Genomic DNA, 25,074 nt, shown 5'->3' with positions numbered 1-25,074 from the left:
AGATGTGTATAAGAGACAGCCGATGTCCTTACCACCTGTGACATCGGGCGAACCACCGTCTATACGTTGGGACCCGAGACCATGCAGCTCGGGCTCGTCCGCGTCGATCCACCGAAGTCGTTGACCGCGGACTTTTATGAACTGACCCTCGTGCTGGATCCGCCGTCGGCGGCCGCGTGGACCACATTCACGGGCGCGCATCTGCAGGACCACATGGCCTTCATCCGGGACAACATGGTCCTGGAGGCGCCGATCATCGAACAACCGGCCACGTCCGGGCGGATCGTGCTGACCACCCAAACGGCCCAGGGCGCGGCGCAATTGGCCCAATTGGTGGGTCGCCCCGCATGATGTCCTCGGGGCCGTCGCGACCCTCCGTACACGCCGCTGAGCTTATCGCCCGCCAGAATTGCTGCGTGCGGCTGATCGTTTCCAGTTAGAGTCAGCGGATGGGGCAGGTAACGGACCGCTGGCGTGCCGCTCGGGTGGCATCGGCGTTGTATAACACGGCTGCAATGCACGACAGCGTCGCTGGGGTGGGCGCAAAAGCGTTGTGGGGATTGACGTTACACGATCTGCTAGAAGAGGTTCAGCGTGTCGGCGAAGCTCGCGCCGGCGCCCATGTACTTGACATCCCGTGCGGTGGTGGCTTTGCCTTTCGTGGCTTGCGCTCTGGGCAGGATTGCCGCTACGTGGCCGCCGACATTTCCTCGGACATGCTGAGGCGGGCGCGCAGCCGGGCAACTCAGTTGGGTGTGGCCGACCTCATGGAGTTCACCGAGGCTGATATCACAGATTTACCCTTCCAGGACAACACCTTTGACCTGGCATTGACGTTCAACGGTCTGCATTGTCTTCCTGACCCGCGAGCGGCGGTTTTCGAGCTTGCCCGCGTGCTCAAGCCCGGTGGGATACTTCGCGGAAGCACGTGTGTGCGTGGTCGCGGCTGGCGTCAGGATCGTTTTGTGACGGCGTTGCAGGCGGCCGGCTTTTTTGGGATCACGCCCCAGGCTGGTGACGTGCAGCGCTGGCTCAGGGATGCGGGCCTGGAAGTCCTGGTTGCGCGGCACAGTGGTTCAGTCGAGCTGTTTGAGGCCCATCGACCCAGCACCTGACCTTTGGTGACGTGCTGGTCGGAGGGTCACAATTGGACGTCGTAGACCGAGACGGGATCCAGGATCACGCCGGTTTCCTCGACGTAGCGATCCCACAGCGCCAGCAGCTCGGCCAGCTTGTCGGGCCGCGCCTCGGCCAGGTCGTCGATCTCGCCGAGGTCGGAAGACAGGTCGTAGAGTTGCCAGCTGCCCGGCCCATACGGTGGCGGGAGGTACAGCGCCTTCCAGTCGCCCTGCCGGATGGCGCGACGGCCGAACAGCTCCCAGCCCGTGCCGGTTCCTGCGTCGTGCACGGTCTCCGCGGCGCCCGTCAGGTAGTCCACCAGCGAGCGGCCGCGCATCGGGGCCACCTCGCGGCCACGGTAGGACGTGCCCGGGTGCGTGGCCCCGGCCAGCTCCAACAGGGTTGGCGCGATGTCCATGACGGTGCTGAACGCGGTGCCGATCTGTTGTTGCCGGGCGAAGCCGGGCCAGGTGACGAATCCGGTCACGCGGATTCCTCCCTGGGTGGTGAACGCCTTGTGCAGGCGTGACGGCGCGGTGGCGGCCTGCGCCCAGCGGGGGCCGTACCAGATGAACGACGTGGGCCGGCCCAGGTTGTCCAGGCTGTTGTCGCAATGCTTTTCGATCTGCGCGGCGATCTGCGGACCGCGCAGCGGCATCGCCTCCACGATCGCGCCCTCGGCGCCGTTGTCGGACATGAAGATGACGACGGTGTTGTCGAGTTCCCCGCTGGCCGAGAGGTAGTCGATGACCCGGCCGACGTTGTGGTCCATCCGGTCGACCATCCCGGCGTAGACCTCCATGCTGCGGGCCGAGCGCGCGCGCTGCTGGTCGGTCATGTCGGCCCACTCCGGAGCGCCATCGGCCACCACCGGGTGTGCGACGACATCGGGCGGACACAGACCGAGCCGCTTGAGTGCGGCCAGGCGCTCTGCACGCAGCGCGTCCGGCCCGGCGTCGTAACGGCCTCGATATTTCGCGACGGATTCGTCGGGCGCCTGCAGAGGCCAGTGCGGGGCCTGGAAGGGCAGATAGGCGAAGAAGGGCCTGTCGTCGTCGGGGGCGCGCTCATCCAGGTAACCCAGAAGCTTGTCGGTATAGGAGTCCGACGAATAGAAGTCGTCACCGACGCTGACGAACTGGTCATCCTCGGTGTAAAGCGTTGGCACGGGCGAGAATCCGCGCGCTCCCGAACCGCCGTAATGACTGGCGCCGGCCGGCAGCAGGGCGAACGAGCGCTCGAAACCGCGCGCCCATGGCGACGTCTCGATCGTGGCGCCCAGGTGCCATTTGCCCGACATCAGCGTCAGATACCCCGCGTCGCGCAACAGTTCGGGCAGCGCGACGACCCGGTCGTTCAGGTAGCCCTCGTACCCGGGCGCGCCGCGGAATTCCGGGGACGCGACCTCGAGCATGGTGCCGATGCCGGCGATGTGGTGGTCGGTCCCGGTCAGCAACATCGCCCGGGTCGGTGAGCAGGCCGGTGCCGAGTGGAAATCGGTGAGCCGGATACCCGCGTGGGCCAGCCGATCGAGGTTGGGCGTCTCGATCTCGCCGCCAAACGCACCGATGTCGGAGAACCCGAGGTCGTCTGCAACGATCACAAGGAAGTTGGGGGGCGTCACGCTCAAGCATCCTGCCAGGTCGGCCGCCGCCGCGGAATGCTGCCGCACCGGCTCGGCGCCGATAGGGTCGAGGCAGGCGAGGTTTACGCGGCGGCACCGAGAAAGGTCGTGGAGATGTTGGCGCAGTTTGGAATGTCCGTTCCGCTAGTGGCGGCGCCGATGTCGGGCGGCCCGACCACCCCGGCCATGGTGTCGGCCGCCACCCGCGCGGGCGCGCTGGGCTTGCTCGCGGCCGGATACAAGACCGTTGACGCCATCGAGGCCGAGATCAAAGCCGTTCGCGCCGAGGCAATCCCATTCGGCGTCAACGTCTTCGCGCCCAACCCGGTGCCGGTCGACCCGCAGCGTTACCGTGCCTACGCCGCGATCATCCAGGCCGAGGCCGACCAGTTCGGGCTGACGCTGCCACCCGAGCCCATCGAGGACAACGACAGATTCGACGAAAAGATCGCGCTGTTGCTCGACGACCCGGTTCCGATGGTGTCGTTCACTTTCGGCATTCCGTCGCGCGACGTGATCGCCGCGCTGCAACGCGCCAACAGCGTTGTGGTGCAGACGGTCACCACGGCCGACGAGGCGGCGCGGGCGCACGACGCGGGCGTCGACATGCTCGTCGTGCAGGCGGCCGAGGCCGGCGGCCATTCCGGCACCCTCTCGCCGCAGCGGCCGTTGACGCCGGTCGGAATCGTCGACCTGGTCAAGGAAGTCGTCGCGAAGGTGCCGCTGCCGGTGATGGCCACCGGCGGGCTGGCTACCCCCGCCGCGGTGGCCGAGGTGATCCGCGCGGGCGCGACCGCGGCCGCCGTCGGCACCGTGCTGTTGCGCGCCACCGAGAGCGGCGCCTCGGCCACTCATCAGGCGGCCCTGGCCGATCCCGCGTACACCGAGACCGTGCTGACCCGCGCTTTCACCGGCCGGCCGGCCCGCGGCCTGCGCAACGCGTTCATCGACGCCCATGAAGCCGAGGCGCCGGCCGGCTATCCCGCCATCCACTACCTGACCAGCCCGCTGCGCAAGGCCGCGGCGGCGGCGGGCAGGCCGGACTACGTCCACCTCTGGGCGGGCACCGGTTACCGGCACGCGACCGCGGAGTCGGCCGCCGACATTCTGCGCCGGCTGGCGTCCGACCTCTGACCGGCTAGTTAGTATTCGAAACGGTTCAGCACGTCGTAGTGGCGACCTGCCGTCATCCAGGTCAACCGGTAGATCAACCGCACCGCGGCCGACGGAATCCGGTTGTAGTCGGCCAGCACTGGTGACTGCTCGAGAAACCGCAGTCGGGGATTCCAGGAGGCGATCTCGCGCGCGTCCCGGATGCCCCACTTGATGATTCCCCGGGTGAAGAGCTTGGACATCAGCGGTGCCAGCGCGGAGAGCGTGTCGAAATGCATTTCCCCGCTGGTGAATCGATCGGTCAGGCGCTGCAGCAGGCGCCGCACTTCGTGCTCGTGCAGGTACATCAGCAGGCCCTCGGCAATGATCAGCGTCGGGCGTCCGGTCGGGACCTGATCGAGCCACTGCAGTTCGGTCACCGACGAGCCGATCATCCGGTAGCGATCGGTGTCGTCGTAGAGCCGGCGGCGGAGCCCGATCACACTCGGCTGATCGACGTCGAACCATACCACCGAAGGCGGTGGGGCGAGCCGGAAGAAGCGGCCGTCGAGTCCGCAACCCAGGTGCAGCACAACGGCATCCGGGTGCCGAGCAAGGTAATCCGCGCACCAGTCGTCGAGCTGCCTGGCCCGTAGTGCGACCAGGTACTGATTGGCCGCCGGCCACGACATCCGGTGAATTCTCTTGAAGTCATACGCGATCCGGTCCACCGCTTCCGCGGCCGCCCGATCCCCCAGAATCGGGCGCCCCGTACGGCTCTCATGCGCGCGCAGGTACAGCGTGACGAGATTGGTCCACTCCACCGAACCCCATGGGACGGAGCTGAAGTCGACTATTTCCGTCGCGGTCATGGCTTTTTCCTTTTCCGATACTCGGTCCACATTTTCATGAGCTGATCGCCGTAGGCCTGGGTGCAGAATTCACAGAAGTCGCGGAAGTCCTCGACGCGCTGGCGTTGTTCGGCGCGGTCCTCGCCGAGCACCGACAGCGCGAACTCGGCGGGTTCGATGCCCAGCCGCATCAGTGACAGCTGCGTTTCCAGGACGCTGGTGAATCCGCCCGGCCTGACGCGGTACAGGTGCTGACGGTTCGAGCTGGGCAGCCGCTCGACCATGCCGCCGTCCAGTAGCTGGCGGGCGACCGTGCTGATCGAGGCCTTGCTCACCGCCAACGCCTCGGTCAGCTGGGTCAATGACTGCTGCGGTGGATCACAGATCAGCAGCCAGCCATAGACCCGGCCCATGGTTCGGGTTGCGCCCAGCAGCTCGAAGAACAGCCCGAGGCGGTCGACGAACTCGGCCTCTTCCGGGGACATGCGCCTCCAGTTCGTTCAGTACGTACTAAACGTAACTTACACCGATCGGCCGGTATAGGGAACCACGTTCGGGGCCGGACGGATCGAGCGTCAGCTCACGGCACCCTGGAAGGGGGGCCGGGCACCTCGTTGCGATCGAAGTTACGGGCCGACACGGGCCATGGCTCGCTTGTGCGCGATAGCCACGCAACGAGCGATTCTCGCGGTTTTGCGCATTGCGCTCGGGCGGCGCGCGCCCGGTCAGAACGCCTCGGGGTCCTCTTGCACTGCGGCCCGCACCGGGTGCTGGTATAGCCGAGACGCATTCTCCCAGCTGAATTTTCGGATGACGTCGGGCGGCAGATCGCCGATCTGCTCGTGAATGGTTTGTTGGGTGTGCGGCCACGTCGAGTCGCAGTGCGGGTAGTCGGCTTCCAGCATGATGTTGTCGACGCCGATCCGGTCGCGCTGTACGAATGAGGACTTGTCCTCGACCGCGCAGAACCAGAAGTTGCGGGTCAGCACCTCCGCCGGGGTCAAGGGCTCGCCGAGCGCCTGCCAGGTGCCGTACATCGCGTGATAACTGAGCATGTGGTCGAGGCGATCGAGCAGGCCGGCCACCCAACCGATTCCGCCTTCGGACAGGCAGATCTTGAGGTCGGGGAATCGGCTGGGCAGCCCGGAGTACAGCCAGTCGACCGCGGCGGAAATGGCGTAGGCGAAGAACAGCACACCCTGCACGTCCGGTGGCGCGTCCGCGGTGGTGGACGGCGACGACCCCGACGATCCGATGTGCAGGTTCACCACCGTCCCGGTCTCGGCGCAAGCCGCCATCAGCGGATCCCAGTGGTCGGTGTGAATGCTTGGCAACCCCAGCATCGCCGGGTTCTCGCTGAACGTGACCGCGTGAAAGCCGCGCTCGGCGTTCTCGCGGATCATCGTCGCGCCGAGTTCCGGATCGAGCAGCCACGGCAATTGGCAGGGAATGATCCGATCGGGATACGACCCCGCCCAGACGTCGAAATGCCAGTCGTTCCAAGCCCGCACCGAGGCCAGCGCCAAGTCGCGGTCGCTGGTCACCTGCTGTAGCCGTTGCCCGGCGAAGCCCGGCAGGAACGACGGGAAGTTCAGCGAGGCGTAGATGCCGTTGAGGTCCATGTCCTTGACGCGGGCGTGAATATCCCATGCGCCCCTGCGCATTTCGTCGAATCGGACGGGCTCGAATCCGTACTCCGCCACCGGCCGGCCGACCACAGCGTTGAAGCCGACGTTCGGCAGTTCCTTGCCGTCGTAGACCCAGGTCTGTCCCCCGCCGTCGGTCTCGACGACTTTCGGCGCCCGGTCGGCATACTTGCGGGGTAGGCGGCCGGTGAAGGTGTCGGGGGGTTCGACGATGTGATCGTCCACCGAGATCACCGTGTAGCGGCGCGCGGCCCGGGGCGGATCGGGCAGGAAGGTGACCGAGCGCTCCGTGCCGGTCTTCGCCGTGGTGAAGCTCAGGTCGGTGGCCAGCTCGTCGATCGATTTCACTCGTCAATCTCCTTGCGGGGCGGCGTCATTGAGCGGTAGGCCGGCACTCGTTCAGGTGAGCACATCGGCGTCGGCCTTGATGGTCATGCGCGCCGCCCCGGCCCAGTACACATCGGCCGCCCGCTCGACCAGCGACCGTTGCATGCCGGCCATGTCCGACCAGTTCATGGGCACCGGATCCCGGCCGGTGAGCAGGACGTCATAGGCCAGCTTGCAGACGCGTTCGATCGATGCCGCACGGTAAACGGCTTCGGGCAGGTTGCGGCCGGTCACGATGACGCCGTGGTTGGCCAGGATCGTCAGGTTGGCGCCGCCGATCCGCGCGGCGAGTTCCGCGGCGCGCGCGGGGCTGTCGATCTCGCCGTCGTAGGTGTCGACCAGGCACAGGTCGTCGAGGAACAGCGAACCGGTCTGATGCACCAGCTCGGGCAGCCTGCCCAACGCGGCGAGCACGCAGACGTAATACGGGTGGTTGTGGATCACCACTCGGGCGTCGTCGCGCACCCGGTGCAGTTCGGTGTGGATGTGGATAGCCGGGGTGACATCCCAGCGCCCGCTGACCACCCGCGCCTCCCCGTCAACCACGCAGATGTCGGACGCGGTGATCTCCTGCCACCACAGCCCCCACGGATTGACGAACATGTCGGTCTGGCCGTCGAGCTGCCAGGTGATGTGCCCGGCCATGTTCTCGGCGAACCCGATGCCGGCCAGGTGACGGAAGGCGATGGCCAAGGCCTGCCGATTCGACAGGTCGACGCCGACGGGTGGAACCACCGACGGCGCCCAGACTTCCAACCCGCCGCGGCGTGCATCAGGAGCGTTCATGACCGGCCTCCATTCTGGCTCCAATATCCTCGCGCAGCCGGCCTTTGGCTATCTTTCCGCCGGATGAGCGCGGCAACTCGTCGACCACGATGAGCCGCTCGGGCAGCAGTTCCTTGGAAACGCCCAGCGCCAGCAGGTGTTCGACGAGTTCGGGCAGGTCGACGGTGGCAGCGTCGGTGAGTTCGGCGTAGAGGCATACCTTTTCGCCGAACACCGGATCGGGCATCGCGACGGCAGCCGCGATCGCGATGGCGGGATGGGTCATGACGGCGTCTTCGACCTGGCTGGCGCTGATGTTCTTGCCGCCGCGCACGATGAAATCGGACGTACGTCCCGTGACGCGCAGGTAGCCGTCGGCGTCGATTTCACAGAGGTCGCCCATGCGCATCCACCCGTCGCGGGTGAACAGCTTGTCGTGGTCGGTCCCGCCCAGGTAGCCGAGGCTGGTCGCCGGCCCCCGGCACGCGGGCTGGCCGCGTCCCGTCGCGGTGACGTCGCGGTCCCCGTCGAACAGCCGGACCTCCATTTCGGGGATGAGGCGGCCTCCGGTGCGCAGCCGGCGCTCGCGCGAGTCGTCGACGGTGGTGGCGCTGAGCATCCCGGTCTCGTTGGAGCCGTAGAACTGCAGGATTTTGGCGCCGGTGAGCTCCTCGAACTCGGCCGCGGGCCGATACGGCAACGCCTCCCCGCCGGTGTACACGACGCGCAGCGAACTGAGGTCGTGGCCGCGGCTGGCCGGATCCGCCATCAGCATGGTCAATTGCGTGCTGACGCAACACAATACGGTGACCTTATGTTGGGCTATCGCCTCGCAGGTGGCCTTGGTGGTGAACCGGTCCAGAATCACCGCGGTGGCGCCGAGGTAGATCGGGGTGGTGTGACTGGTCCACAGCCCGAACCCGAACGGGGTGGGGATGACCGGCAGGAATACCTCGTCGCTCGTCAGCAGGCCGTTGGCGACGGCTTTCTGGTGAAAGTAGTGCCAACGGTTCTGGGTGTGCACGACACACTTGGGCAGCCCGGTGGTGCCTGACGTCGAATTGATCAGGAAGACGTCGTCGGGGCCGAGTTCGCAGCCGGCAGCCGGTGCCGTGGGCTCGGCGTCGACGTCGAGCCGGAGCGTCCCGCCGTCGTCACTCAACACCACGCCGGGCACCCGCAGTTCGTCGGCCACATCCGCGGCGGCGCCCGCCCGAGGTGGGTCACTGATCAGGATCTTCGGCTGGGCGGTGCGCAGGATCGCCGACGCCTCGCGGGTACCGGCGCGCGCGCCGACGCCGACGACCACCGCGCCGCAGCGTTCGATCGCCACGAACAGCACATGAATGGCCGCGGAATCGCCGTGCCATACGGCCACCCGGTCGCCGCGGGCCACGCCGGCACCGGCCAATGTCTCAGCTAAATTATTTGCGGCACAGTCGAATTCGGTCCAGGTGAAGGCGGATCCGCCGTGGTCGAGGTAGGCGAGGCGGTCCGGTGTCCGTTCGGCGTTGCGACGCACCGCGTCCGACAGCGTCGTGTCGCACCACCAGCCGGCCGCACGAAAGCGCGCCGGGTCCTCGTCGGCGAACGCCGGCGAGTCCACGGTTTCCAGCCCGCCGGCGCTCATCACCAAATGATAGGAAAGCCGCCGGCGGTTTCGGCGCTAGGGATTCGGCGGGGCGGGCGCAGGGTGCTGATTGCTGTCGACGCTCGGGCGGCGCGGGTGCGGCGACGGGCAGGTGATGTTGCGAATGCACCCGCAATTGAGGCCGATGATGCAGCCGCCTCCCCCGACGGGTTGCACCGGCACGGCACCGCCCGGGGCCGGTGGCGCGGGCGTCACGACCGACGGCGTGGCGGTGGCCGCCGGCGCGCCGCCTGACGGGAGGCCGGCGGCCAGGACAACCGCGGTCACGCACCCGCACAGCGCGGCACGTGTCCTGGCGTTGGGCGTTCCCACAAGGCACAACAGTAATTGCTCATCAGTAGACACGCAGATCACGACGCCGAACTAGGAGCACACTCCAAGGATTCTTCAAGGCGTCAGCCGCAGGGTTTACGTCGCCACAAGTTGGGATCGGTAGCGACGCAGGAGGTTTGCAGTTGCCTAGGGACCCCGAAAAAGTCCGCAGCGAACGACACGAAGGATTTCCCCCAATGAAGAGCAAGGTCATCGTGCTGGCGGCCGGCGTGGTGGTCTCCCTGTTTCTGGTGGCGCGTTATTTCGCGCTGAGCCGGGCCGGCGTGCCATTGGGATGGATGCTGTATCTGGGCCTGCCGGTGACCGTGGCCGGCGTGCTGTTCGCGCTGCGTCTGCTCGAACTGGGTGACGGGTGGGACGCCTTGCGGCACAGGGAATCTCCCGACCACCGGCCCGCGCAATCGGAGCGGCTGCTGCAACTGGAGATGTTGTATGCGCAGGGCGCCATCTCCGACCGCGAATACCGGGCCCGGCGTCTTGAAATCATCTCCGACAGCTAGGTCAGCGCGACCGCGCCCGTCGGCGCGCCGTTGCCAGCTTCAGGGCGTACACGCCGGCGCTGACCGCGAACATCGCGGCCGTCAACAGCAACCACCGGCCGAGAAACGGGTCCTGAGCCTGGCCGGTCGCGGCCCGGTAGGTGGTGGCACCTTGCCGGACGATGCCGGGCAGGAACACCAGAAGTGTCAGGCCTGCGCCCAGCGCGGGCACCCGGAGGTAATTGAGCACCGGCACAACGGCAGCGGCGCGTCCAGGCCGGGCGCGGCCGCGTGACAACATCCGGTCAACGAGGGCGTAGAGGGGGAACAACACCAGGTCGTGCGCGATGACGGCGGCCGCGAACCAGACGACGATCGATTGCCACCAGACATGCGAATTCCACAGCGTGACGGGTCTGACGACGGCGATGACGTAGCCCAGCAGTGCGAAGCCGGCGATCATCGTCAGCAGGTGCAGCGGGTGGGATCCGTAGATCCGTGCGAAGGCGCTATGCATGTTCGGCCCGAAAAGCGATGGAGGTCACCCACTTCGTGTTGTGCACGCCGGGGAGCGCGGGCACGATGATCCGCGCGGGAAAGCCGTGATCCGGGGACAGGTCGGCGCCGTTGACGCGCAGCGCCAGCAGCGCGTCCGGGTGCAGCACCTGGTTGCGTTGCAGCGTCGCGGCGGTGAATGCGCCCGAGCGTTCCAGCGACGACACCCGCGCGGATTCCGGTGCCGGCACACCGGCCAGATAGGCGAGGTCGGCCAGTCGCACACCGGTCCACGTCTGGGTGGTCGACCAGCCCTCGACGCAGGCGATCGGCAGGACGGCGGTGTGCGGTGGCATCGCCAGCAGGGCGGCGCGGTCCAGCGCCACCGGCCGGGGGCCGCCGCTCACGGTGAGCCGCCAGCGCTCCGCCGTGTCCGCGGTGGAGATGCCGGCCGCGGCCGCGGTGCGGTTGATCTCGAAGTCGTTGGGTCCGCCTCCAGGCCGCCGCCCGCGCGGCAGTAGCAGCGCGGCGGGCCGGGTGTAGCCGCCCAGCGTCTGGCCGGCGGTGATGACCGCCAGGAAAAGCGCGCCGCCGCCCACCAGCGCCAGGGCGCCGCGGCGGCTCAACGTCGCCGGGCCGGGGTCGGCGGCGACGAGACCGTCAGGCTGCCATGGCTGGGGCTCGGTGTCGGCGCGTCCGGTGCGCAGCACGTCCCGCAGCGGCAGTGAGCGCAGACCCGCCCACATGCGCCGGCTCTTGATCGCAACGTGCATGACGAAGCCGGTGATCAACACCCACGCGCCGAAGTAGTGCGCGGTGTAGAAGCTGAACCCGAAGATGTAGTCGTACTGGATGTTCAGCACGCCGGTCACGATCTCGAACAAGATCCCGCCGACCAGCATCAGCAGCGAAACCCGTTCCAGCAGTTGGGCGATCGACCGCACCGGCGGGAACACAAAAAGCCGCGGGATCACCGACCACAGCTTGGCCAGCACCACCGGGATGAGGACGAGCCCGAGCCCGACATGAAGGCCCTGGGTCAGCCGGTACAGCCACGACGGATCGGTGGGCCAGTCGAAGGTCGGCAGCTTGAGCCACCCGACGTCGCCGGGGATGGCCTGGCCGAACCGCGGCCCGTAGGCGATGTAGGACAGCAGCCCGGTGAGGATGACGACCGGCAGCGTCACCAACAGCACCGAACCGAACACCGACGTCAGCCATGGTCCTCGCAGCGGGCTGCGCCACAGCCGGGCGGCGTCAGCGCGATCGCCGCTAGGTTCGGTGTCTTCGGTATCGGGTGTGGGGATGCCATGCATCATCGATGATGATCCACGACGCGTCGGGAAAATTAGTTCAGATCCGAAGATCAGCGCCGAACGCGGGCCCTGCGGACGCAAACTCCTACGAAACCGTTCACAGGCCCCAGCCTCGACGGCCCGATGTCAGTCCTTGCAGCGCGGTCAGTCCTTGCCGCGCGGCGGCGGCTGCACTTCGACACCGCCGGACTCGTGTTCGGGGCCGGCGGCCGGGTGCTCGGGCGGGACGCGGTCACGGAACCGCGCGCCCTCGCTGGGCCGTTGCGGACCCGGCTGGCCGCCCGGGCTCCGGTATGGCCCGGCCTTCCGGCGCGGTTTTCCGCCGGGAAATGCCAGCCGAAGGATGGTGCGCTGCACCATCAGCCACTGCTTGGAGAACCGGCCGGAGTTATATGGCAGCTCGTAACGCTCGCAGATGTCCTTGACCCTGGGCGCGATCTCCGAGTATCGGCTGCTCGGCATGTCCGGATAAAGATGATGTTCCACCTGATAACCCAGATTGCCGCTGATGACGTGAAACAGCGGGCTGCCGTCGATGTTCGCGGCACCCACCAACTGGCGCAGATACCACCCGCCGCGGGTTTCGTCCTCGACGTCTTCCTGGCTGAAGGTGTAGGTCTGGTCGGGGAAATGGCCGCAGAAGATGATCGCGTTCGACCACACGTTGCGGATGACGTTGGCCACCGCGTCGGCGCCCAGGGTGCGCAGGTAGGTGCTTTCCACCCCCGGCAACACCTTGTCGAGGAAACTGGCGGTGGCCCCCAGCCGTCCCCTGCTCGACACCCGACGAAGCGCCTTGCCGAGGCGGGACTGCGCCGGCTGGCTGATTCTGCCGCCTGAGGCCAACTGGACGAGGCCGAAGGCGCCCGCGCTGATCAGCGGCCAACCGAGATAGTCCTTGAAAATCTGTGCGCGCGCCTTGCCCCCGATGCCTCGCAGATCCTCGCGCACCTCTGACCATGGCTTCTGGCGCGTGCGGATGGCGTCAATGTCCATGTCGTGGATGGCCACGCCCCACTCGAAGAGCAGCATGAGCAAGACGTTGTACAGCGGCTGAAAAAGAAACCGCGGGTGCCAACGTTGATTCGGGTCGATCCGCAAGAGCTCGTAACCGAGGTCTTTGTCCTTGCCGAGGATGTTCGTGTACGTGTGGTGGATGTAGTTGTGTGAGTGCTTCCAGGCTTCGGCGGTCGACGCGGTATCCCAGTCCCACACCGAGGAATGGATATCGGGATCGTTCATCCAATCCCATTGCCCATGCATCACGTTGTGGCCGATCTCCATGTTCTCCAGGATCTTGGCCATTCCCAGGCAGGCCGTGCCCAGGACCCATGCGGTTTTCGAGCGCGATCCGAGCAACAGGACGCGGCCGACCACGACAATCTGGCGCTGCACGGAGATGACCGTCTTGATGTAGTGCCGGTCCCGCTCGCCCAAGTCGGCGAAAACGTCGTCGTGAATCGCGTCGAGTTCCTTCGCGAGTTTTTCACGTTCTTGTTCGCCCAGGCGGGCAAGCAGCTCGCCCCCAGTGGTTTTCGCTTTGGCGGCAGTCGTCACGAGCCGCTCCTTTCGATCACAGTTCGAGCTCAACATCGCCTTCGGCGGTGTTGATGCAGATGCGTACGTCTTGTTCAGTGGGTTCGATTACTTCACCTGAGCGCAGGTCACGCAGCTTGCCCGACTTCAGCGTGCCGACGCAGGTATGACAAATTCCAATTCGACAGCCATAGGCGAGGTTGAGACCGGCCTTCTCCCCCGCCTCCAAAATCGATGTGCCGCCGTCACATTCGACGTCCTTCTCGCTGTCCAGGAACTGCACCGTGCCGCCCTCACCGGCGTTGGCGTCGCCGCCGATCTTGGGCTGGAAGCGCTCAAAGTGCAGACGGTCGCGGTCTCCGTTGCTTTCCCAGTGCTCGATCAGCGCGTCGAGCATGTCGCCGGGACCCGAGCAGAAAGCTTCGCGTTCGCGCCAGTCCGGACACGCTTCGTCCAAGTCGCTTGGCTCCAGCCGGCCGCGTTCGGCGGTGAGGCGCACATCCAGCCGCATCCCAGGGTGGCGGCGGTCGAACTCTTCGAGGACCGACAAAAACATGACCTGCTCGCGGGTGCGAGCGGAGTGAATGACCACGATATCGCCGAAGTCACCGCCGTGATCGATGCTGCGCAACATGCTGATGATCGGCGTGATACCGCTGCCCGCGCTGATGAACAGCATCTTGGTCGGCAACGGCTCGGGCAGCGTGAATACGCCTTCCACCTCACCAAGCCGCACGAGATCCCCCGGCTGGATCTTCTGAACCAGATATGGCGACACCACGCCGCCGTCGACCCTCTTGGGCGTCACGCTGATCAACCCGTCGACGGGCGCCGGGTCCGATGTCAACGAATATGCTCGCCAGTGGTAGACGCCGTCGACAACCACGCCCAGCCGCACATACTGACCGGGCTTGTGGCCCTGCCATTCATACCCGGGCCGGATCAGCACGCTCGCCGCCTCCGAGCCCTGCGGCTCGACTCGTTCGACCTTTCCGCGCAGCTCCTTGGTGGTCCACAGCGGATTGATCATTTCCAGGTAATCGTCGGGCTGTAGCGGACTGAACAACCGGCGCACCGCCCGCAGAAACAACCGACGCCCGCGAGGGACGTCGGGCTGGGCACCCCGTTCAGCCATGTCCCCAGAGTACACACTTGTACACCGACACTAAACATCGATCTGAATCTTGTTGGTGCACAGGCTTAGACACATGTTAAACCGGCGCACAAGGAAATCTCAGCCGTTCACTGGCCGCTATGTGCTCGATCTTGGGCTGTGGAGATAGATACTTGTGAGGTGCCCGGGGCAAGGGGTACCCAAACGTTTGTTCAGGTGTTTCGCAGCATCATCCGCCGCGCCGGCCTGCCTCGCGGCGCCTAATGTCGGTGGGTGTGCTGATCGGCTTCCTCCTCGCGCTGGGCTGCTCGCTTTGCTACGGGACGGCGACCGTGCTGCAAGCGGCGGGGACACGCTCGGTGGAAGCGGGCAGCGGCTCGGGTGTGGACGCGGTATTACTGTTGCGCGCCGTGCGGCAGTGGCGCTATCTGGTCGGTGTCGGCCTGGACGTGGTCGGGTTTGCGCTGCAGGTCGCCGCGCTGCGCCTGGTTCCGATCTATATGGTCGCGGCGGCGCTGGCCGCCTCGATCGCGGTCACCGGTGTGGTCGCCGCGTGGGTGTTGTCGGCTCGCTTGTCGTCGGCCGAGTGGGCGGCCGTCGGCGTCGTCTGCCTCAGCCTGGTCGTCCTGGCCGTCGCCGCCGGGCCGGGCCACTTTCGGCACGCCCCGGCCGGGCTCGGCTGGGCCCTGCTGGGCGTGGTGGCCGCGATCTTCGTCGGCGGTGCCGCGGCTGGGCGTCTGCCCGACCGCGCCCGTGCGCTCGCACTGGGGTTGGGCGCCGGAAGCGGCTTCGGCGTCGTCGAGGTGGGCGTGCGCCTGGTCGACGCGATCGATCCCACCAAGCGCTCCTTCTACACCAACCCCGCCCTGTATGCGGCCGCCGCCGGGGGCGCCGCGGGGTTTCTGTTGCTCACCTCCGCCTTGCACCGCGGGTCGGTGACCACGGCCGTCGCGGGAATGGTGGTCGGGGAAACGCTGGCGCCCGCGTTCGTCGGGGTGGTGTGGCTGGGTGACACCGCGCGCGACGGGCTCGGCTGGCTGGTGATCGCGGGATTCGCCGTCGCCGTGTCGGGGACCCTGGTGCTGGCGCGCTTCGGCGAAGCGCCCGCCCCCGAGGAAGAGGCCGCCCGCTAGTTCATGATCCGAGGACCGATGCTGCACGGCCGTCCGCGCTTTCGTCCACCGGCACATAGCTCGTGCCGCGGGCGGGCCGCATCCACAACACACCGTCCTGCGCGGTGACACCCGCGGCGATCAGCGCCCGCTTGAGGATCTTGTTCGTCGCGGTCGCGGGCAGCTGATCGTTGATGCGGACGTGGCGCGGCCACGCCTTCGGGGACAGGTCGGCTTGCGCGGCAAGGAATTTCTCGAAATCATCCGGGTTCAGGCTCGCCCCGGGCCGCAGCACCAGGGCGGCCATCACCTGGTCGCCCACCCCGTCGTCGGGGACGGCGTAGACGGCGACCTGGCTGATGTCGGGCAGCCGCGCCAGGATCCGCTCGATCGGGCCGGCCGCCAGATTCTCCCCGTCCACCCGCATCCAATCGGCCGTCCGCCCGGCGAGATAGATCCAGCCGTCCGCGTCGCGGTAGGCCAGATCGCCCGACCAGTACATCCCGTGCCGCATCCGCTCGGCGGTAGCGCCCGGGTCGTTGTAGTAGCCGGCGAAGGGGCCCGCGCCCTGGGTGTTGACCAGTTCACCGACGGCGTCATCGAAATTGGTCAGCGCCCCGTGCGCGTCGAACCGCGCGGTCTCGCACTCCCGCAGCGTCGTCGAGTTGTAGATGCTCACGCCCGGGTACGGCTTGCCGATGGAGCCGGGCGGCGTGCCGTCTTCGCGCACCACGATGACCGCGAATTCACTGGAGCCGAAGCTGTCGACGACCCGGCACCCGAAACGCCTTGCAAATTCTGCGATATCGCGATCGGTGGCCTCGTTGCCGAACGCCACCCGCAGCGTGTTCTCGGCGTCGTCGGGACGCTCGGGGGTGGACAGGATCAACGCCAGCGGCTTGCCGACGTAGTTCAGGTACGTCACCCGGTAGCGGCGGACATCGTCGAGGAAGCGCGACGGCGAGAACCGGGCCGGCACCATGGTGGCCCCGCAGCCGACGGCGACGGCCCAGCCGGCGGCGACACCGTTGGAATGGAAGAGCGGCATCGCCAGGTAGCAGACGTCGGCGGCGGTGACGTCGTATTGATAGATCAGGCTGGCACCGCACATGATCGCCATGCCATGGGCGAACCGCACCACCTTCGGCTCACCGCTGGTGCCCGAGGTGAAGATCATCATCAGGGTGTCGGCGGCCGCCACCTCGCGAACGGGAACCAGCGGTGGCGCCGCGGCGACGGCGTCGGCGTAGCGCGCGCCGGTCACATCGAGCACCTGGATACCGTTGAGGTCCAACCCATCCAGCAGTTCGAGATGGTCGGGGTCGACGAGCAGCATCTGGCAGTCGGATCGCCGGATGTCGGCCAGCAATCCGGCGCCGCGTCGCGTGGTGTTGATGCCGCACAACACGTAGCCGCCGAGCGCGGCCGCGGCCATGGCCCGCAACATTGCCGGCGAATTGCCCAGTACCGCACCGACATGCAGCGGCCGTGCGGTATCCGCGAGCTCGATGAGCGCCGCGGCTTCCGCCGCTGCCTCGGCGAGGTGCTCGCGCCAGGTCCAGGTGCGGTCGCCGTGGGCGAGCGCCGGGGTGTCGTCGTCGCGACGCAGCCGCAGTAGCTGTTGAACCGTCTCCAGCACTGGTTCACTTCCTCTTCGACGTCGTCATCGGGTGGTCAGCACCAGCCCCGCGTAGTCGTTGCGGGCCACCTGGTCGCAGTGGCGCCGGTAGGTGCCGAAGCCGCCGATGTAGGGCATGAAGACCCGCTTCTTGCCCTCGATGTTGGCGCCCAGGTACCACGAGGATGCCGCCTTGGGGAACAGCGTCCGGTCGGCCGCCTGGCCCACGTGCCGGGTCCAGGCGAGCGCCGCATCGCGGCGTGGCTCCACCTCGCTCACCCCTTGGCGTCGCGCCGCCCGCACCAGATCGATGACCCAGTCGACCTGAACCTCAGCGTGCAGCACCATGTTCGCCAGCACCGAGGGGCTGCCCGGCCCGCTGATGGTGAACAGGTTCGGTAGCCCCGGCACCATCAGGCCGAGGAAGGTCACCGGGCCGTCGGCCCAGGCGTCGTGCAGTCGTTGTCCCCCAGGGCCTTTCGGGTCGATTCGGGTCAGCGCCCCGGTCATGGCGTCGAAACCGGTCGCGAAGACCAGCACGTCGCAGGGATATGCCGCCTCGCCGGTGCGCACGCCGTCGGCGGTGATCGCCTCGATCGGCTCGCGACGCAGGTTCACCAGCCGGACGTTGTCGCGGTTGAAGGTGGCATAGTAGCCGTCGTCGGTGCAGATCCGTTTGGTTCCGATCGGGTGATCGACCGGGATGAGATCCGTTGCGACAACGGGATCGGCGACGATCTCCCGGATCCGCTCCTCGGCGAAGGTCCTGGCGACGTCGTTGGCGGACAGGTCGCTGGTCTGGTCGGGGAAGGTCTTGGCGAACAGGACGCCGCCTTCGCGCCAGCGCTTCCACAGCGCTTCTGACCGCTCGCGCGCGTCGGTGTCGAGGGCGTTCTTGTGGTAGGTGCCGTGCGGGGTGCCCGCGGCCGCGTAGGCGGAGACCCGGCGGCGCTCGGGATACTCCTCCTGGATTTCTCGCTGCTCCTCGGACGACCACGGCCGGTTGGGCATCGGGATCGTGTAGTTCGCGGATCGCTGGAATACCACCAGGCTTTCGGCGTTCGCGGCGATTATCGGTGCCACCTGGATGCCGGACGATCCCGTGCCGATCAGGCCCACCCGTTTGCCGCGCAGCTCGGGATCTTCGCGCGGCCACGCGGCGGTGAAATACACTTCGCCCGAGAACGTCTCGGCGCCCGGGATATTGGGCCGGTTCACCGCCGACAAGCAGCCGGTCGCGCACAGCAGGAACTGTGCGGCATAGCTGTCCCCCGCCGCGGTGTCGACGTGCCAGCGTCCCCGCTCGAAGGTGGCGCCGATGGCGTCGACGCCGAATCGGTAGTGGCGGCGCAGATCGAAACGATCGGCGACGTGCTGCAGGTAGGCCAGGATTTCGGGTTGGGCGGCGAAGCGTTCGGTCCACTGCCAACTCCGTTGCAGCTCCTCGTCGAAAGAGTAGGAGTAGTCCACACTTTCGACGTCGCAGCGCGCGCCCGGGTAGCGGTTCCAGTACCAGGTGCCGCCCACGTCGGGTGCGGCCTCGAGGGCGAGCACCGAGAGGCCCGAGGATGCGGCCCGGTGCACGGCGTAGAGGCCGGCGAACCCGGCGCCGATGACGATGACGTCGCTGACCTCCGTCACGGCGCCGCGCTCCGGGCCGCCGGATGCAGCAGCTCGCGCAGATCGGCGCAGACCAGATGCTGCGCCGATGCCGCCGGTGGAAACACCTGCATCGTCATGAAACCGTGAAAGAGCCCGGGTAAGTCGCGGTGCACGACGGGCACTCCGGCGCCGCGCAATCGGCGGGCGTAGTCGCAGCCCTCGCTGTGTAGGGGGTCGAGCCCGGCCGTCACGATCACCGCGGGCGGCAGGCCCGCATGAGTATCGGCGCGGGCCGGGGCCACCAGATAGGGCGGATCGAAAATCGTTTGCGCGCCAAGGTATTGGTGCCAGTACCACTGCATCGCGACGCGGGTGTTGAAGTAGCCGGTGGCGTAGCGGTGATAGCTGTCGGTGTCGAAGCTCGGATCGATCGCGGGGTACATCAACAGCTGCGCGGCAGGTGGGGTGGTGCCGCGGTCGCGGCAGAGAATGGCGGTGACCGCGGCCAGGTTGCCGCCGGCGCTGTCCCCGGCGACCGCGATGCGTGCTGGGTCGATGCCGAGCTCGGCGGCGTGCTCGACCGTCCAGCCGAACGCCGCGAACGCGTCGAGCGCCGCCGCGGGGGCGGGATGCTCGGGGGCCAGGCGGTAGTCGACCGAGATCACGACGGCCTGGCTGCCGCGGGCCAGGGCCCGGCAGAATCCATCGTGAGATTCGATGTCGCAGAAGACGAATCCGCCCCCGTGGCAGAACACGATCGCCGCGCGCTGCCCCGGCGGCTCACCGTGCGGCTCGTAGATGCGTACCGGAATCGCGCCGGCGGGCCCCGGGACGGTGCGGTCGGTGGCGCTGCGGACGTCGTCGAGGTTGTCGACCGGCATGCGTCGCTGCGCCACTGCGGCGCGCGCCTGCGGGCCGGTCAGGCGCTCGACGCGCGGGAATCCGGCGTTCAACTGGTCCAGCATCGCCTGCACTACGCCGTTGAGCGGGTCGTCCATGTGCACCTCCGACCTCGTCGTCGAGGTCATGCGGGCCGATATTTCAAGAGGGTGATGCCCTCTTCAGGCAGATCGTAGAACACCGGCCGCACCCGCATCCCGATCCGGATGTCGCCCGGGTCGACGTCGACCAGCTCGGTGCTGAATTTCGGCCCGGCGTCCCACTGCACCACCCCGAGCAGCTGAGGCAGCGCGTCTTGCCACGGCGGGCCGGTGGGCCGGCGGGCGATCGTGAAGGTGTACAGCGTTCCGGTGCCGTCGATCTCGCGCCATTCCAGGTCGTCGGCCAGGGTGCCCGGGGCCAGCGTGCGCGGATAAAACACGTAGCGCTGCGCCGACGGCGAGTACTGCACCAGGATCCGGTGCTGCGCCAGGCCGTCCCAGAACGGCCGCGAGACGGGTGTGGGCTCGGGGATGGGGTGGACCATGGCTAGTCCCCCCGCAGGAGCAGTGCAACCTGTTCGCTCATGATGCCGCCGTTGCCGGTCACGAACGCGGTGTGGCAGTCGGTCACCTGCGCGTCGCCGGCCCGGCCCATGATCTGGCGTGCACCGTCGACCACGTGGTGCATGCCGCCGGCCATGCCGGCCTGGCCGAAGGACAGCTGGCCGCCGGCGGTGTTGATCGGGAAGTCACCGCGAAAGGTCAGGTCGTGCTCGTTAACCCAGGACATGCCCTCGCCTTTCGCGCAGAATCCGGCATCCTCCAGGCTCATCAACACCGTGATGGTGTAGCAGTCGTAGATCGACGCGACGTCCACATCGGACCGGTTCAGCCCGGCCATCGCGAATGCCCGGTCGGCCGCGCGCGCGATCGGGGTGGACAGCAGATCCTCGGCATAGGTCGGGGTCTTGAAGGCGATGTGCTCGCCGAAGCCCTTGATCCACACCGGGCGGTGGCGGCCACGGCGCGCGATGTCGGCGTTGGCGACCAGCACACCCACTCCCCCGTGCACGCGCATCACCGTTTCCAGCATGTGGATCGGGTCGGCGATCATCGGGCTGTCCAGCACGTCGTTCACCGTGATCGGGGTGCCGTGAAACACCGCGCCGGGGTGCGCGCACGCGTTGGTGCGCTGGTCGACGGCGATCTTGGCGACCGCGGCCGGGTCGTAACCGAATTCCGCCGAGTAGCGCTGGGCAATCTGTGCATACGGCGCGTTCTGGCCCACGTTGCCGTAGGGAATCTCGAATTCGGCTTGCGGCGAGCCGTAGTTGTTCGACGACGCCCCATACCAATTCGGGCCGGGCGCGGGTCGGCGCTCGGATTGGGGCACCGACGCCGATCCGGGTACGACGGCGAGCGCCGCTTCGCAGATGCCGAGTTCGACGGCCGCCGCCGCCCGCCAGATCATTCCGGCGGCGGTAGCCCCGCCGAGATCCACGCGCTCGCCGAAATCCAAGGCCAAACCCAGGTATTCGCACAGTGTGGCCGGCGCGAACATAGCCGACTCGGCGATGCCGTGGGTCAGCAGGCCGTTGACACAGCCGGGATCGACTCCGGCATCCGCGATCGCCATCTTCGCCAGCACCGCGTACTGGTCGAGGGTGAACAGCGGCGCACGGGTGGGACGCCGTTCGGCGGGTAACTCCGCGATTCCGACGATGGCCGCCTCGCCGCGCAGCCCGGTCACGGCTGGGCTCCCCGCATCGGCAGCTCGACCGTCGCCATTCCCGGCATCAGGATCGTGTCGTCGCGGCGCCCGGCGATGACCAGGTCGACCAACCCGGTTCCCGTGTCGCTCAGCCGTTTCCCGGTGACCTCGGCACCGAAGCTGAGCGCTTCGCCGGGATAGGCGACGGCCCGGTTCTGCACCGAGAAGGACACCAGTCGCCCGCGCCCGCCGATCCAGTCGCCCAGGGCGCGGGCCAGCAGCGCCGCCTGCAGCGGGCCGTGCACCAGGACGTTGTCGTAGCCTTCGGTGTCGCGGGCCCACTCTTTGTCGTAGTGGATGCGGTGGCCGTTGTAGGTGGCGGCGCTGAAGAAGAACAGCTGGGTTTCGTCGACGGTGACGGTCAGCGCGGGAATGTCCTCGCCCACCGCGACGTCTTCGAAAAAGACCTGTGAGTCGGTCATGGCGCACTCCTAGGGACGGGCGATCATCGATGTCGATGCTTCAGCCAGCAGGTCGCCATGCTGGTTGCGGTACACCGTGTGCCAGGTGACGAGGACGAATTTGCCGGAGCGGCCCTGCTTTTCGACGATCGAGGAGATGGTGCGGACCATCTCGATCTCGTCGCCGTGATAGGCCGGCAGGTGAAACGTGAAGCTCTCGCCGCCGGCCATCCGCTTGGGGGCCCGGGGGAAGGCCAGGCTGCCGGAGACCGCGCCGGACGATCCGTCGGGACGCAGCGACTCGAGCGGCGAGACGCCGAGGATCGCGTATTGGAGGAACAACGGGGGGCAGATGATGTCGCGATATCCATTGGCCCTGGCGTAATCCGGGTCGAAATACAGCGGGTTGTGGTCGCCCACCGCCGCGGCCCAGCGTTGCCAGTCGCGCCGGTTCACCTCACCGGTCGCCGACGCGGCGACCGTGCCCACGCGCGATGCCGATTCGGCGTCGATCAAACTGTCCCCGCTCAACGGCGCTCCCCTTCGTCTGTCTCGTCGTGCATGGCCTGCTCCAGCCAGGAGGCGGCGACGTCGGCTCCGCCGCCGAATGTCGAGCCGAGCCGGGCGCGTTCGCTCCACAGGTGCAGGTCGGTCTCGGTGACATAGCCCATGCCGCCGTGCAATTGGTGGGCGTCCAGCGTGATCAGCCGCGCGGCGGCGGCCGCGTGCATGCGCGCGACGGCCGTCTCCCTGGTCGCGACGCGGCCGCGCCCCAGCCAGAACACCGCCGCGTGCGCGGCCAGTCGCGCCGCCGCGAGCGCGATGTGCATGTTGGCGACCAGATGCTGGGCGGCCTGGAACGCCGCGATGGGCCGGCCGAATTGATGACGCAGCCTGGTGTAGTCGACGGTGCGGTCCAGCACGGCCTGGCCGACGCCGACCAGGTCGAGCGATCCCAGCGCCACGGCGGTGTTGGCCAGCCGGCGTAGCGCCGGCGCGTCGACCCCGTCGAACGCCGCGTCGGCCGTGACGTCGTCGAAGCGCACCGTGCAGGCCCGGACCCCGCCGGCCATGTCGAGCGGTTCCGCGCTGACATCGCGGACGTCGACGACGAACAGCAGGGTACGCCCGGCCGCCGCGGCCGACACCACGATGAGCTCGGCGACGTCGGCGTCGAGGACGTAGTCCGCGGTGCCGTTGAGCCGCCACCGTTCTCCGGCGGGGTCGGCGTGCAGCGGCGGGGCGACGACGGCGGCGTCGCGGGCGTTCCACAGCGCGGTGGTGGCCCGGACGCTCCCGGACGCCAGCGGCGGCAGCCAGCGGGCCCTGGCGTCCGGTGAGCCAAGCTGGTCGATGGCCAGCGCGGCCTGCACGCTGCTGTGCACCGTCGTCGGGCACAGCGCGCGGCCGGCCTCGGTGTAGAAGACCGCGAGGTCGTCGAGCGAGCCGCCGGCGCCGCCGTACTCCTCGCCGATGGCCAGACCGAAGACGCCCGCATCGGCCAGCGACTTCCACAACGCCGGCGTGCCGCGGTCCGCGCCGGGTTCGCCGAGGGCACGCACCAGAGCGATCGGGTTCTCGGCGGCCAGCAGGGCGCGCAACGCCGAGGCGAACTCGCGCTGTTCGGCGGTGGGGATCGTCTTCATCGGCGGTGTGCGAAACTCCCGTCAGCGTCCATAGGAGGGCATCGCGTGCCCGCGCTGGGCGATGATGTCGCGCAGCACCTCGTTGGTACCCCCGCCGAAGCGCATCAGCGGGGCGGCCCGGTAAAGCCGCTCGAATTTGCCTGCCAGCGGGGCCTGTTCGCTGCGATGCGCCAGCAGGCCGTCGGGGCCGAGGAGGTCGAGCGCCAGGTCGGCGATGCGCTGGCGCAGCTCGCTGGTGAACACCTTCTCCACGCTGACCTCGACGCTGGGGATGACGCCGCTGTCGAGGATGGACGCCGCCTCGTAGCCCATCAGAACGGCCACCGCGACGTCGGCCTCGGCCTGCACCAGCCGGCGGCGAAGCGATGGATCGGCCGCGGGCACGGACCCGTCGCGCCGCGGCCGTCGCGCCAGCTCGTGCAGTTCCTCGACTGCACGGCGCAGGTCTCCGGCGTTGGTCAGCGCACCGCGTTCGAGATCGAGTGCGCCGGTGATGTATGTCCAGCCGCGGTTGACCTCGCCGACCAGGTTGGTGACCGGCACCCGCACGTCACGGAAGTGCACCTCGTTGGTCCGATAGCCCGACCAGGCGTACAGCGGGCGGATGTCGACGCCCGGGCTGTCGATCGGCACGATGATGACCGAAATGCCCCGATGCCGGGCGCCGCTGGGATCGGTACGGACACAGAGCCATTCGTGCGTCGCGCGCTGGGCACCGCTGTTCCAGATCTTGGTGCCGTTGATCACCCATTCCTCGCCGTCAAGCGTGGCGCTGGTCCGCAGGCTGGCCAGGTCGGTTCCCGCATCCGGCTCGGAATAGCCGACCGCGCAGATCATTTCGCCCCTGGCGATCGGGGGCAGCCATTCGGTTTTGTTGCGCTCGGTGCCATGCCGCATGATCATCGGCGCCACCGAGGTCACCGTCAGGTCGGGACCGGGCACGCCCCAATATTCGAATTCGCTCATCAGCAGATGCAGGTGAATGGCGCCGAGCCCCAGTCCCCCATATTCGCGCGGCCAGTTCAACCCGAACCAGCCCTTGGCCCCGATCTTGCGGCGAAATCGGGCCACCTCGCCGTCGCGAAATTCCAGGTCGTGCTTGGCGAGCTCGGCGCGCAATTCCGGGGTGACGTTCTGCTGCAGAAATTCACGGACCTCGGTGAGCCAGGCGCGCTGCCCAGCGTCGAGTTCGAAATCCATTCCGGCGCCTGTGCCTTTCCGCATGCTTTTCACCGAGCGTCGTCAGCCTAACGCCACGGCGAGACGGCGCCGCGAATTTCGGTATTGCGGCACGCTCGAGCGCCGACATCGCCGGCGCGCGAACTGTAAATACGCTGTCAAACTCCCGTTAACACGCGTAGATACCCTCGCGGTTATGCGGAAGGGCTGCGAGGATTTTCCAATCGGCTGGTCGACGCGGACCAGGCACTGCCCGGCCCGAGGGACCCAAGGGAGAAGTCATGCCCACTGTTGAGATGCGCCTCCGCGAAGATATGCGCAACTACGCCGTCGAATTGCGGCAACTGGCTTACACGCTGCCGCTGGGCGTGGGCGAGCACGATCTGCTTCAGCTGTCCGACCGCATGCGCGCCGCGGCCGAGCAGTTGGTCCGCAGGGGCGCCTGACAAACCGAAA

25 protein-coding genes and 1 pseudogene are annotated in these 25,074 nt (G+C 67.7%); 6 read left to right on the top strand and 20 right to left on the bottom strand.

Going from position 1 to position 25,074, the window contains the following annotated elements:
• Positions 1 to 21: 21 nt before the first annotated feature.
• Both A5760_RS06605 and A5760_RS06600 read left to right on the top strand, forming a co-directional pair.
• Positions 22 to 351 (top strand): annotated as a pseudogene (locus A5760_RS06605) (SecDF P1 head subdomain-containing protein); the annotation flags it as partial.
• A 98-nt stretch (positions 352 to 449) separates the two neighbouring features.
• Positions 450 to 1,115 carry a class I SAM-dependent methyltransferase gene (locus A5760_RS06600; RefSeq protein ID WP_064878873.1) on the top strand — a complete coding sequence of 222 codons (666 nt, stop codon included), beginning with the start codon at positions 450 to 452 and terminating at the stop codon, positions 1,113 to 1,115.
• A gap of 26 nt (positions 1,116 to 1,141) precedes the next feature.
• Here A5760_RS06600 and A5760_RS06595 read toward each other — a convergent pair whose 3' ends face one another.
• Entirely contained in the window at positions 1,142 to 2,743 is a 1,602-nt protein-coding gene (locus A5760_RS06595) for an arylsulfatase (protein WP_064878884.1), read from the bottom strand.
• Between the two features lie 114 nt (positions 2,744 to 2,857).
• Here A5760_RS06595 and A5760_RS06590 point away from each other — a divergent pair, with 114 nt between their 5' ends.
• Positions 2,858 to 3,877: a nitronate monooxygenase gene (locus A5760_RS06590; RefSeq protein WP_064878882.1), complete on the top strand. Its 1,020-nt coding sequence runs from the start codon at positions 2,858 to 2,860 to the stop codon at positions 3,875 to 3,877.
• 8 nt (positions 3,878 to 3,885) lie between these two features.
• Here the strand turns inward: A5760_RS06590 and A5760_RS06585 are convergent, their stop codons facing one another.
• The 6 genes from A5760_RS06585 to A5760_RS06560 all read right to left on the bottom strand — a co-directional run bounded on the left by A5760_RS06585 (position 3,886) and on the right by A5760_RS06560 (position 9,447).
• On the bottom strand, positions 3,886 to 4,707 hold the full coding sequence (locus tag A5760_RS06585; RefSeq protein WP_064878871.1) for a class I SAM-dependent methyltransferase: 822 nt from the start codon (positions 4,705 to 4,707) through the stop codon (positions 3,886 to 3,888).
• Positions 4,704 to 5,171, bottom strand: a complete 468-nt coding sequence (locus A5760_RS06580) for a GbsR/MarR family transcriptional regulator (RefSeq protein WP_064878869.1) — start codon at positions 5,169 to 5,171, stop codon at positions 4,704 to 4,706. Before A5760_RS06580 ends, A5760_RS06585 begins: the two co-directional genes overlap by 4 nt.
• Positions 5,172 to 5,411: 240 nt before the next feature.
• Positions 5,412 to 6,680 carry an amidohydrolase family protein gene (locus A5760_RS06575; protein ID WP_064878867.1) on the bottom strand — a complete coding sequence of 423 codons (1,269 nt, stop codon included), beginning with the start codon at positions 6,678 to 6,680 and terminating at the stop codon, positions 5,412 to 5,414.
• A 51-nt stretch (positions 6,681 to 6,731) separates the two neighbouring features.
• Positions 6,732 to 7,505 (bottom strand): class II aldolase/adducin family protein, encoded by a 774-nt coding sequence (locus A5760_RS06570; protein ID WP_064878865.1) that lies wholly within the window; start codon positions 7,503 to 7,505, stop codon positions 6,732 to 6,734.
• Positions 7,492 to 9,114, bottom strand: a complete 1,623-nt coding sequence (locus A5760_RS06565; protein WP_064878863.1) for a class I adenylate-forming enzyme family protein — start codon at positions 9,112 to 9,114, stop codon at positions 7,492 to 7,494. The genes A5760_RS06570 and A5760_RS06565 overlap by 14 nt, the downstream gene beginning before the upstream one ends.
• Positions 9,115 to 9,150: 36 nt before the next feature.
• Positions 9,151 to 9,447 (bottom strand): hypothetical protein, encoded by a 297-nt coding sequence (locus A5760_RS06560; protein ID WP_155764229.1) that lies wholly within the window; start codon positions 9,445 to 9,447, stop codon positions 9,151 to 9,153.
• A gap of 197 nt (positions 9,448 to 9,644) precedes the next feature.
• Here A5760_RS06560 and A5760_RS06555 point away from each other — a divergent pair, with 197 nt between their 5' ends.
• Complete coding sequence (locus A5760_RS06555) at positions 9,645 to 9,968, top strand: SHOCT domain-containing protein (RefSeq protein ID WP_064878859.1); 324 nt, start codon at positions 9,645 to 9,647, stop codon at positions 9,966 to 9,968.
• Between the two features lies 1 nt (position 9,969).
• Here the strand turns inward: A5760_RS06555 and A5760_RS06550 are convergent, their stop codons facing one another.
• The 4 genes from A5760_RS06550 to A5760_RS06535 all read right to left on the bottom strand — a co-directional run bounded on the left by A5760_RS06550 (position 9,970) and on the right by A5760_RS06535 (position 14,429).
• On the bottom strand, positions 9,970 to 10,464 hold the full coding sequence (locus A5760_RS06550) for a hypothetical protein (protein ID WP_064878857.1): 495 nt from the start codon (positions 10,462 to 10,464) through the stop codon (positions 9,970 to 9,972).
• A complete protein-coding gene (locus A5760_RS06545) occupies positions 10,457 to 11,761 on the bottom strand; it encodes a molybdopterin-dependent oxidoreductase (RefSeq protein ID WP_231122565.1) in 1,305 nt (434 codons plus the stop codon). The genes A5760_RS06550 and A5760_RS06545 overlap by 8 nt, the downstream gene beginning before the upstream one ends.
• 141 nt (positions 11,762 to 11,902) lie before the next feature.
• On the bottom strand, positions 11,903 to 13,315 hold the full coding sequence (locus A5760_RS06540) for a fatty acid desaturase family protein (protein WP_064878855.1): 1,413 nt from the start codon (positions 13,313 to 13,315) through the stop codon (positions 11,903 to 11,905).
• Between the two features lie 16 nt (positions 13,316 to 13,331).
• Entirely contained in the window at positions 13,332 to 14,429 is a 1,098-nt protein-coding gene (locus A5760_RS06535; protein ID WP_064878853.1) for a ferredoxin reductase, read from the bottom strand.
• Positions 14,430 to 14,671: 242 nt separating this feature from the next.
• On the opposite strand from A5760_RS06535, the gene A5760_RS06530 reads away from it, so the two are divergent.
• Positions 14,672 to 15,541, top strand: coding sequence for a DMT family transporter (locus tag A5760_RS06530; RefSeq protein ID WP_064878851.1), 870 nt, complete (start codon positions 14,672 to 14,674; stop codon positions 15,539 to 15,541).
• Position 15,542: 1 nt separating this feature from the next.
• Here the strand turns inward: A5760_RS06530 and fadD1 are convergent, their stop codons facing one another.
• The 9 genes from fadD1 to A5760_RS06485 are packed head-to-tail and all read right to left on the bottom strand — an operon-like array spanning position 15,543 to position 24,639.
• Positions 15,543 to 17,159, bottom strand: coding sequence for a fatty-acid--CoA ligase FadD1 (gene fadD1, locus A5760_RS06525; RefSeq protein WP_064878849.1), 1,617 nt, complete (start codon positions 17,157 to 17,159; stop codon positions 15,543 to 15,545).
• A gap of 24 nt (positions 17,160 to 17,183) precedes the next feature.
• Positions 17,184 to 18,779, bottom strand: coding sequence for a flavin-containing monooxygenase (locus tag A5760_RS06520; RefSeq protein ID WP_064878847.1), 1,596 nt, complete (start codon positions 18,777 to 18,779; stop codon positions 17,184 to 17,186).
• On the bottom strand, positions 18,776 to 19,768 hold the full coding sequence (locus A5760_RS06515) for an alpha/beta hydrolase (protein ID WP_231122563.1): 993 nt from the start codon (positions 19,766 to 19,768) through the stop codon (positions 18,776 to 18,778). The genes A5760_RS06520 and A5760_RS06515 overlap by 4 nt, the downstream gene beginning before the upstream one ends.
• Positions 19,765 to 20,166 carry a Zn-ribbon domain-containing OB-fold protein gene (locus A5760_RS06510; protein WP_064878843.1) on the bottom strand — a complete coding sequence of 134 codons (402 nt, stop codon included), beginning with the start codon at positions 20,164 to 20,166 and terminating at the stop codon, positions 19,765 to 19,767. Before A5760_RS06510 ends, A5760_RS06515 begins: the two co-directional genes overlap by 4 nt.
• Positions 20,167 to 20,168: 2 nt before the next feature.
• A complete protein-coding gene (locus A5760_RS06505) occupies positions 20,169 to 21,371 on the bottom strand; it encodes a thiolase family protein (RefSeq protein ID WP_064878841.1) in 1,203 nt (400 codons plus the stop codon).
• Positions 21,368 to 21,814 carry a MaoC/PaaZ C-terminal domain-containing protein gene (locus A5760_RS06500; RefSeq protein WP_064878839.1) on the bottom strand — a complete coding sequence of 149 codons (447 nt, stop codon included), beginning with the start codon at positions 21,812 to 21,814 and terminating at the stop codon, positions 21,368 to 21,370. The genes A5760_RS06505 and A5760_RS06500 overlap by 4 nt, the downstream gene beginning before the upstream one ends.
• Positions 21,815 to 21,823: 9 nt before the next feature.
• Complete coding sequence (locus A5760_RS06495) at positions 21,824 to 22,324, bottom strand: MaoC family dehydratase (protein WP_064878836.1); 501 nt, start codon at positions 22,322 to 22,324, stop codon at positions 21,824 to 21,826.
• Positions 22,321 to 23,439, bottom strand: a complete 1,119-nt coding sequence (locus A5760_RS06490; protein ID WP_064878834.1) for an acyl-CoA dehydrogenase family protein — start codon at positions 23,437 to 23,439, stop codon at positions 22,321 to 22,323. Before A5760_RS06490 ends, A5760_RS06495 begins: the two co-directional genes overlap by 4 nt.
• Before the next feature lie 21 nt (positions 23,440 to 23,460).
• On the bottom strand, positions 23,461 to 24,639 hold the full coding sequence (locus tag A5760_RS06485) for an acyl-CoA dehydrogenase family protein (RefSeq protein ID WP_064878832.1): 1,179 nt from the start codon (positions 24,637 to 24,639) through the stop codon (positions 23,461 to 23,463).
• Between the two features lie 260 nt (positions 24,640 to 24,899).
• On the opposite strand from A5760_RS06485, the gene A5760_RS26580 reads away from it, so the two are divergent.
• On the top strand, positions 24,900 to 25,064 hold the full coding sequence (locus A5760_RS26580; protein ID WP_155764228.1) for a hypothetical protein: 165 nt from the start codon (positions 24,900 to 24,902) through the stop codon (positions 25,062 to 25,064).
• Positions 25,065 to 25,074 lie beyond the last annotated feature (10 nt).

Origin of the sequence: Mycobacterium colombiense (assembly GCF_001665835.1) — a bacterium.
In the GTDB taxonomy this organism is placed as follows: domain Bacteria; phylum Actinomycetota; class Actinomycetes; order Mycobacteriales; family Mycobacteriaceae; genus Mycobacterium; species Mycobacterium colombiense_A.
Note: the sequence above shows the minus strand (reverse complement) of the source record. Positions and strands in the feature narration are given on the sequence as shown.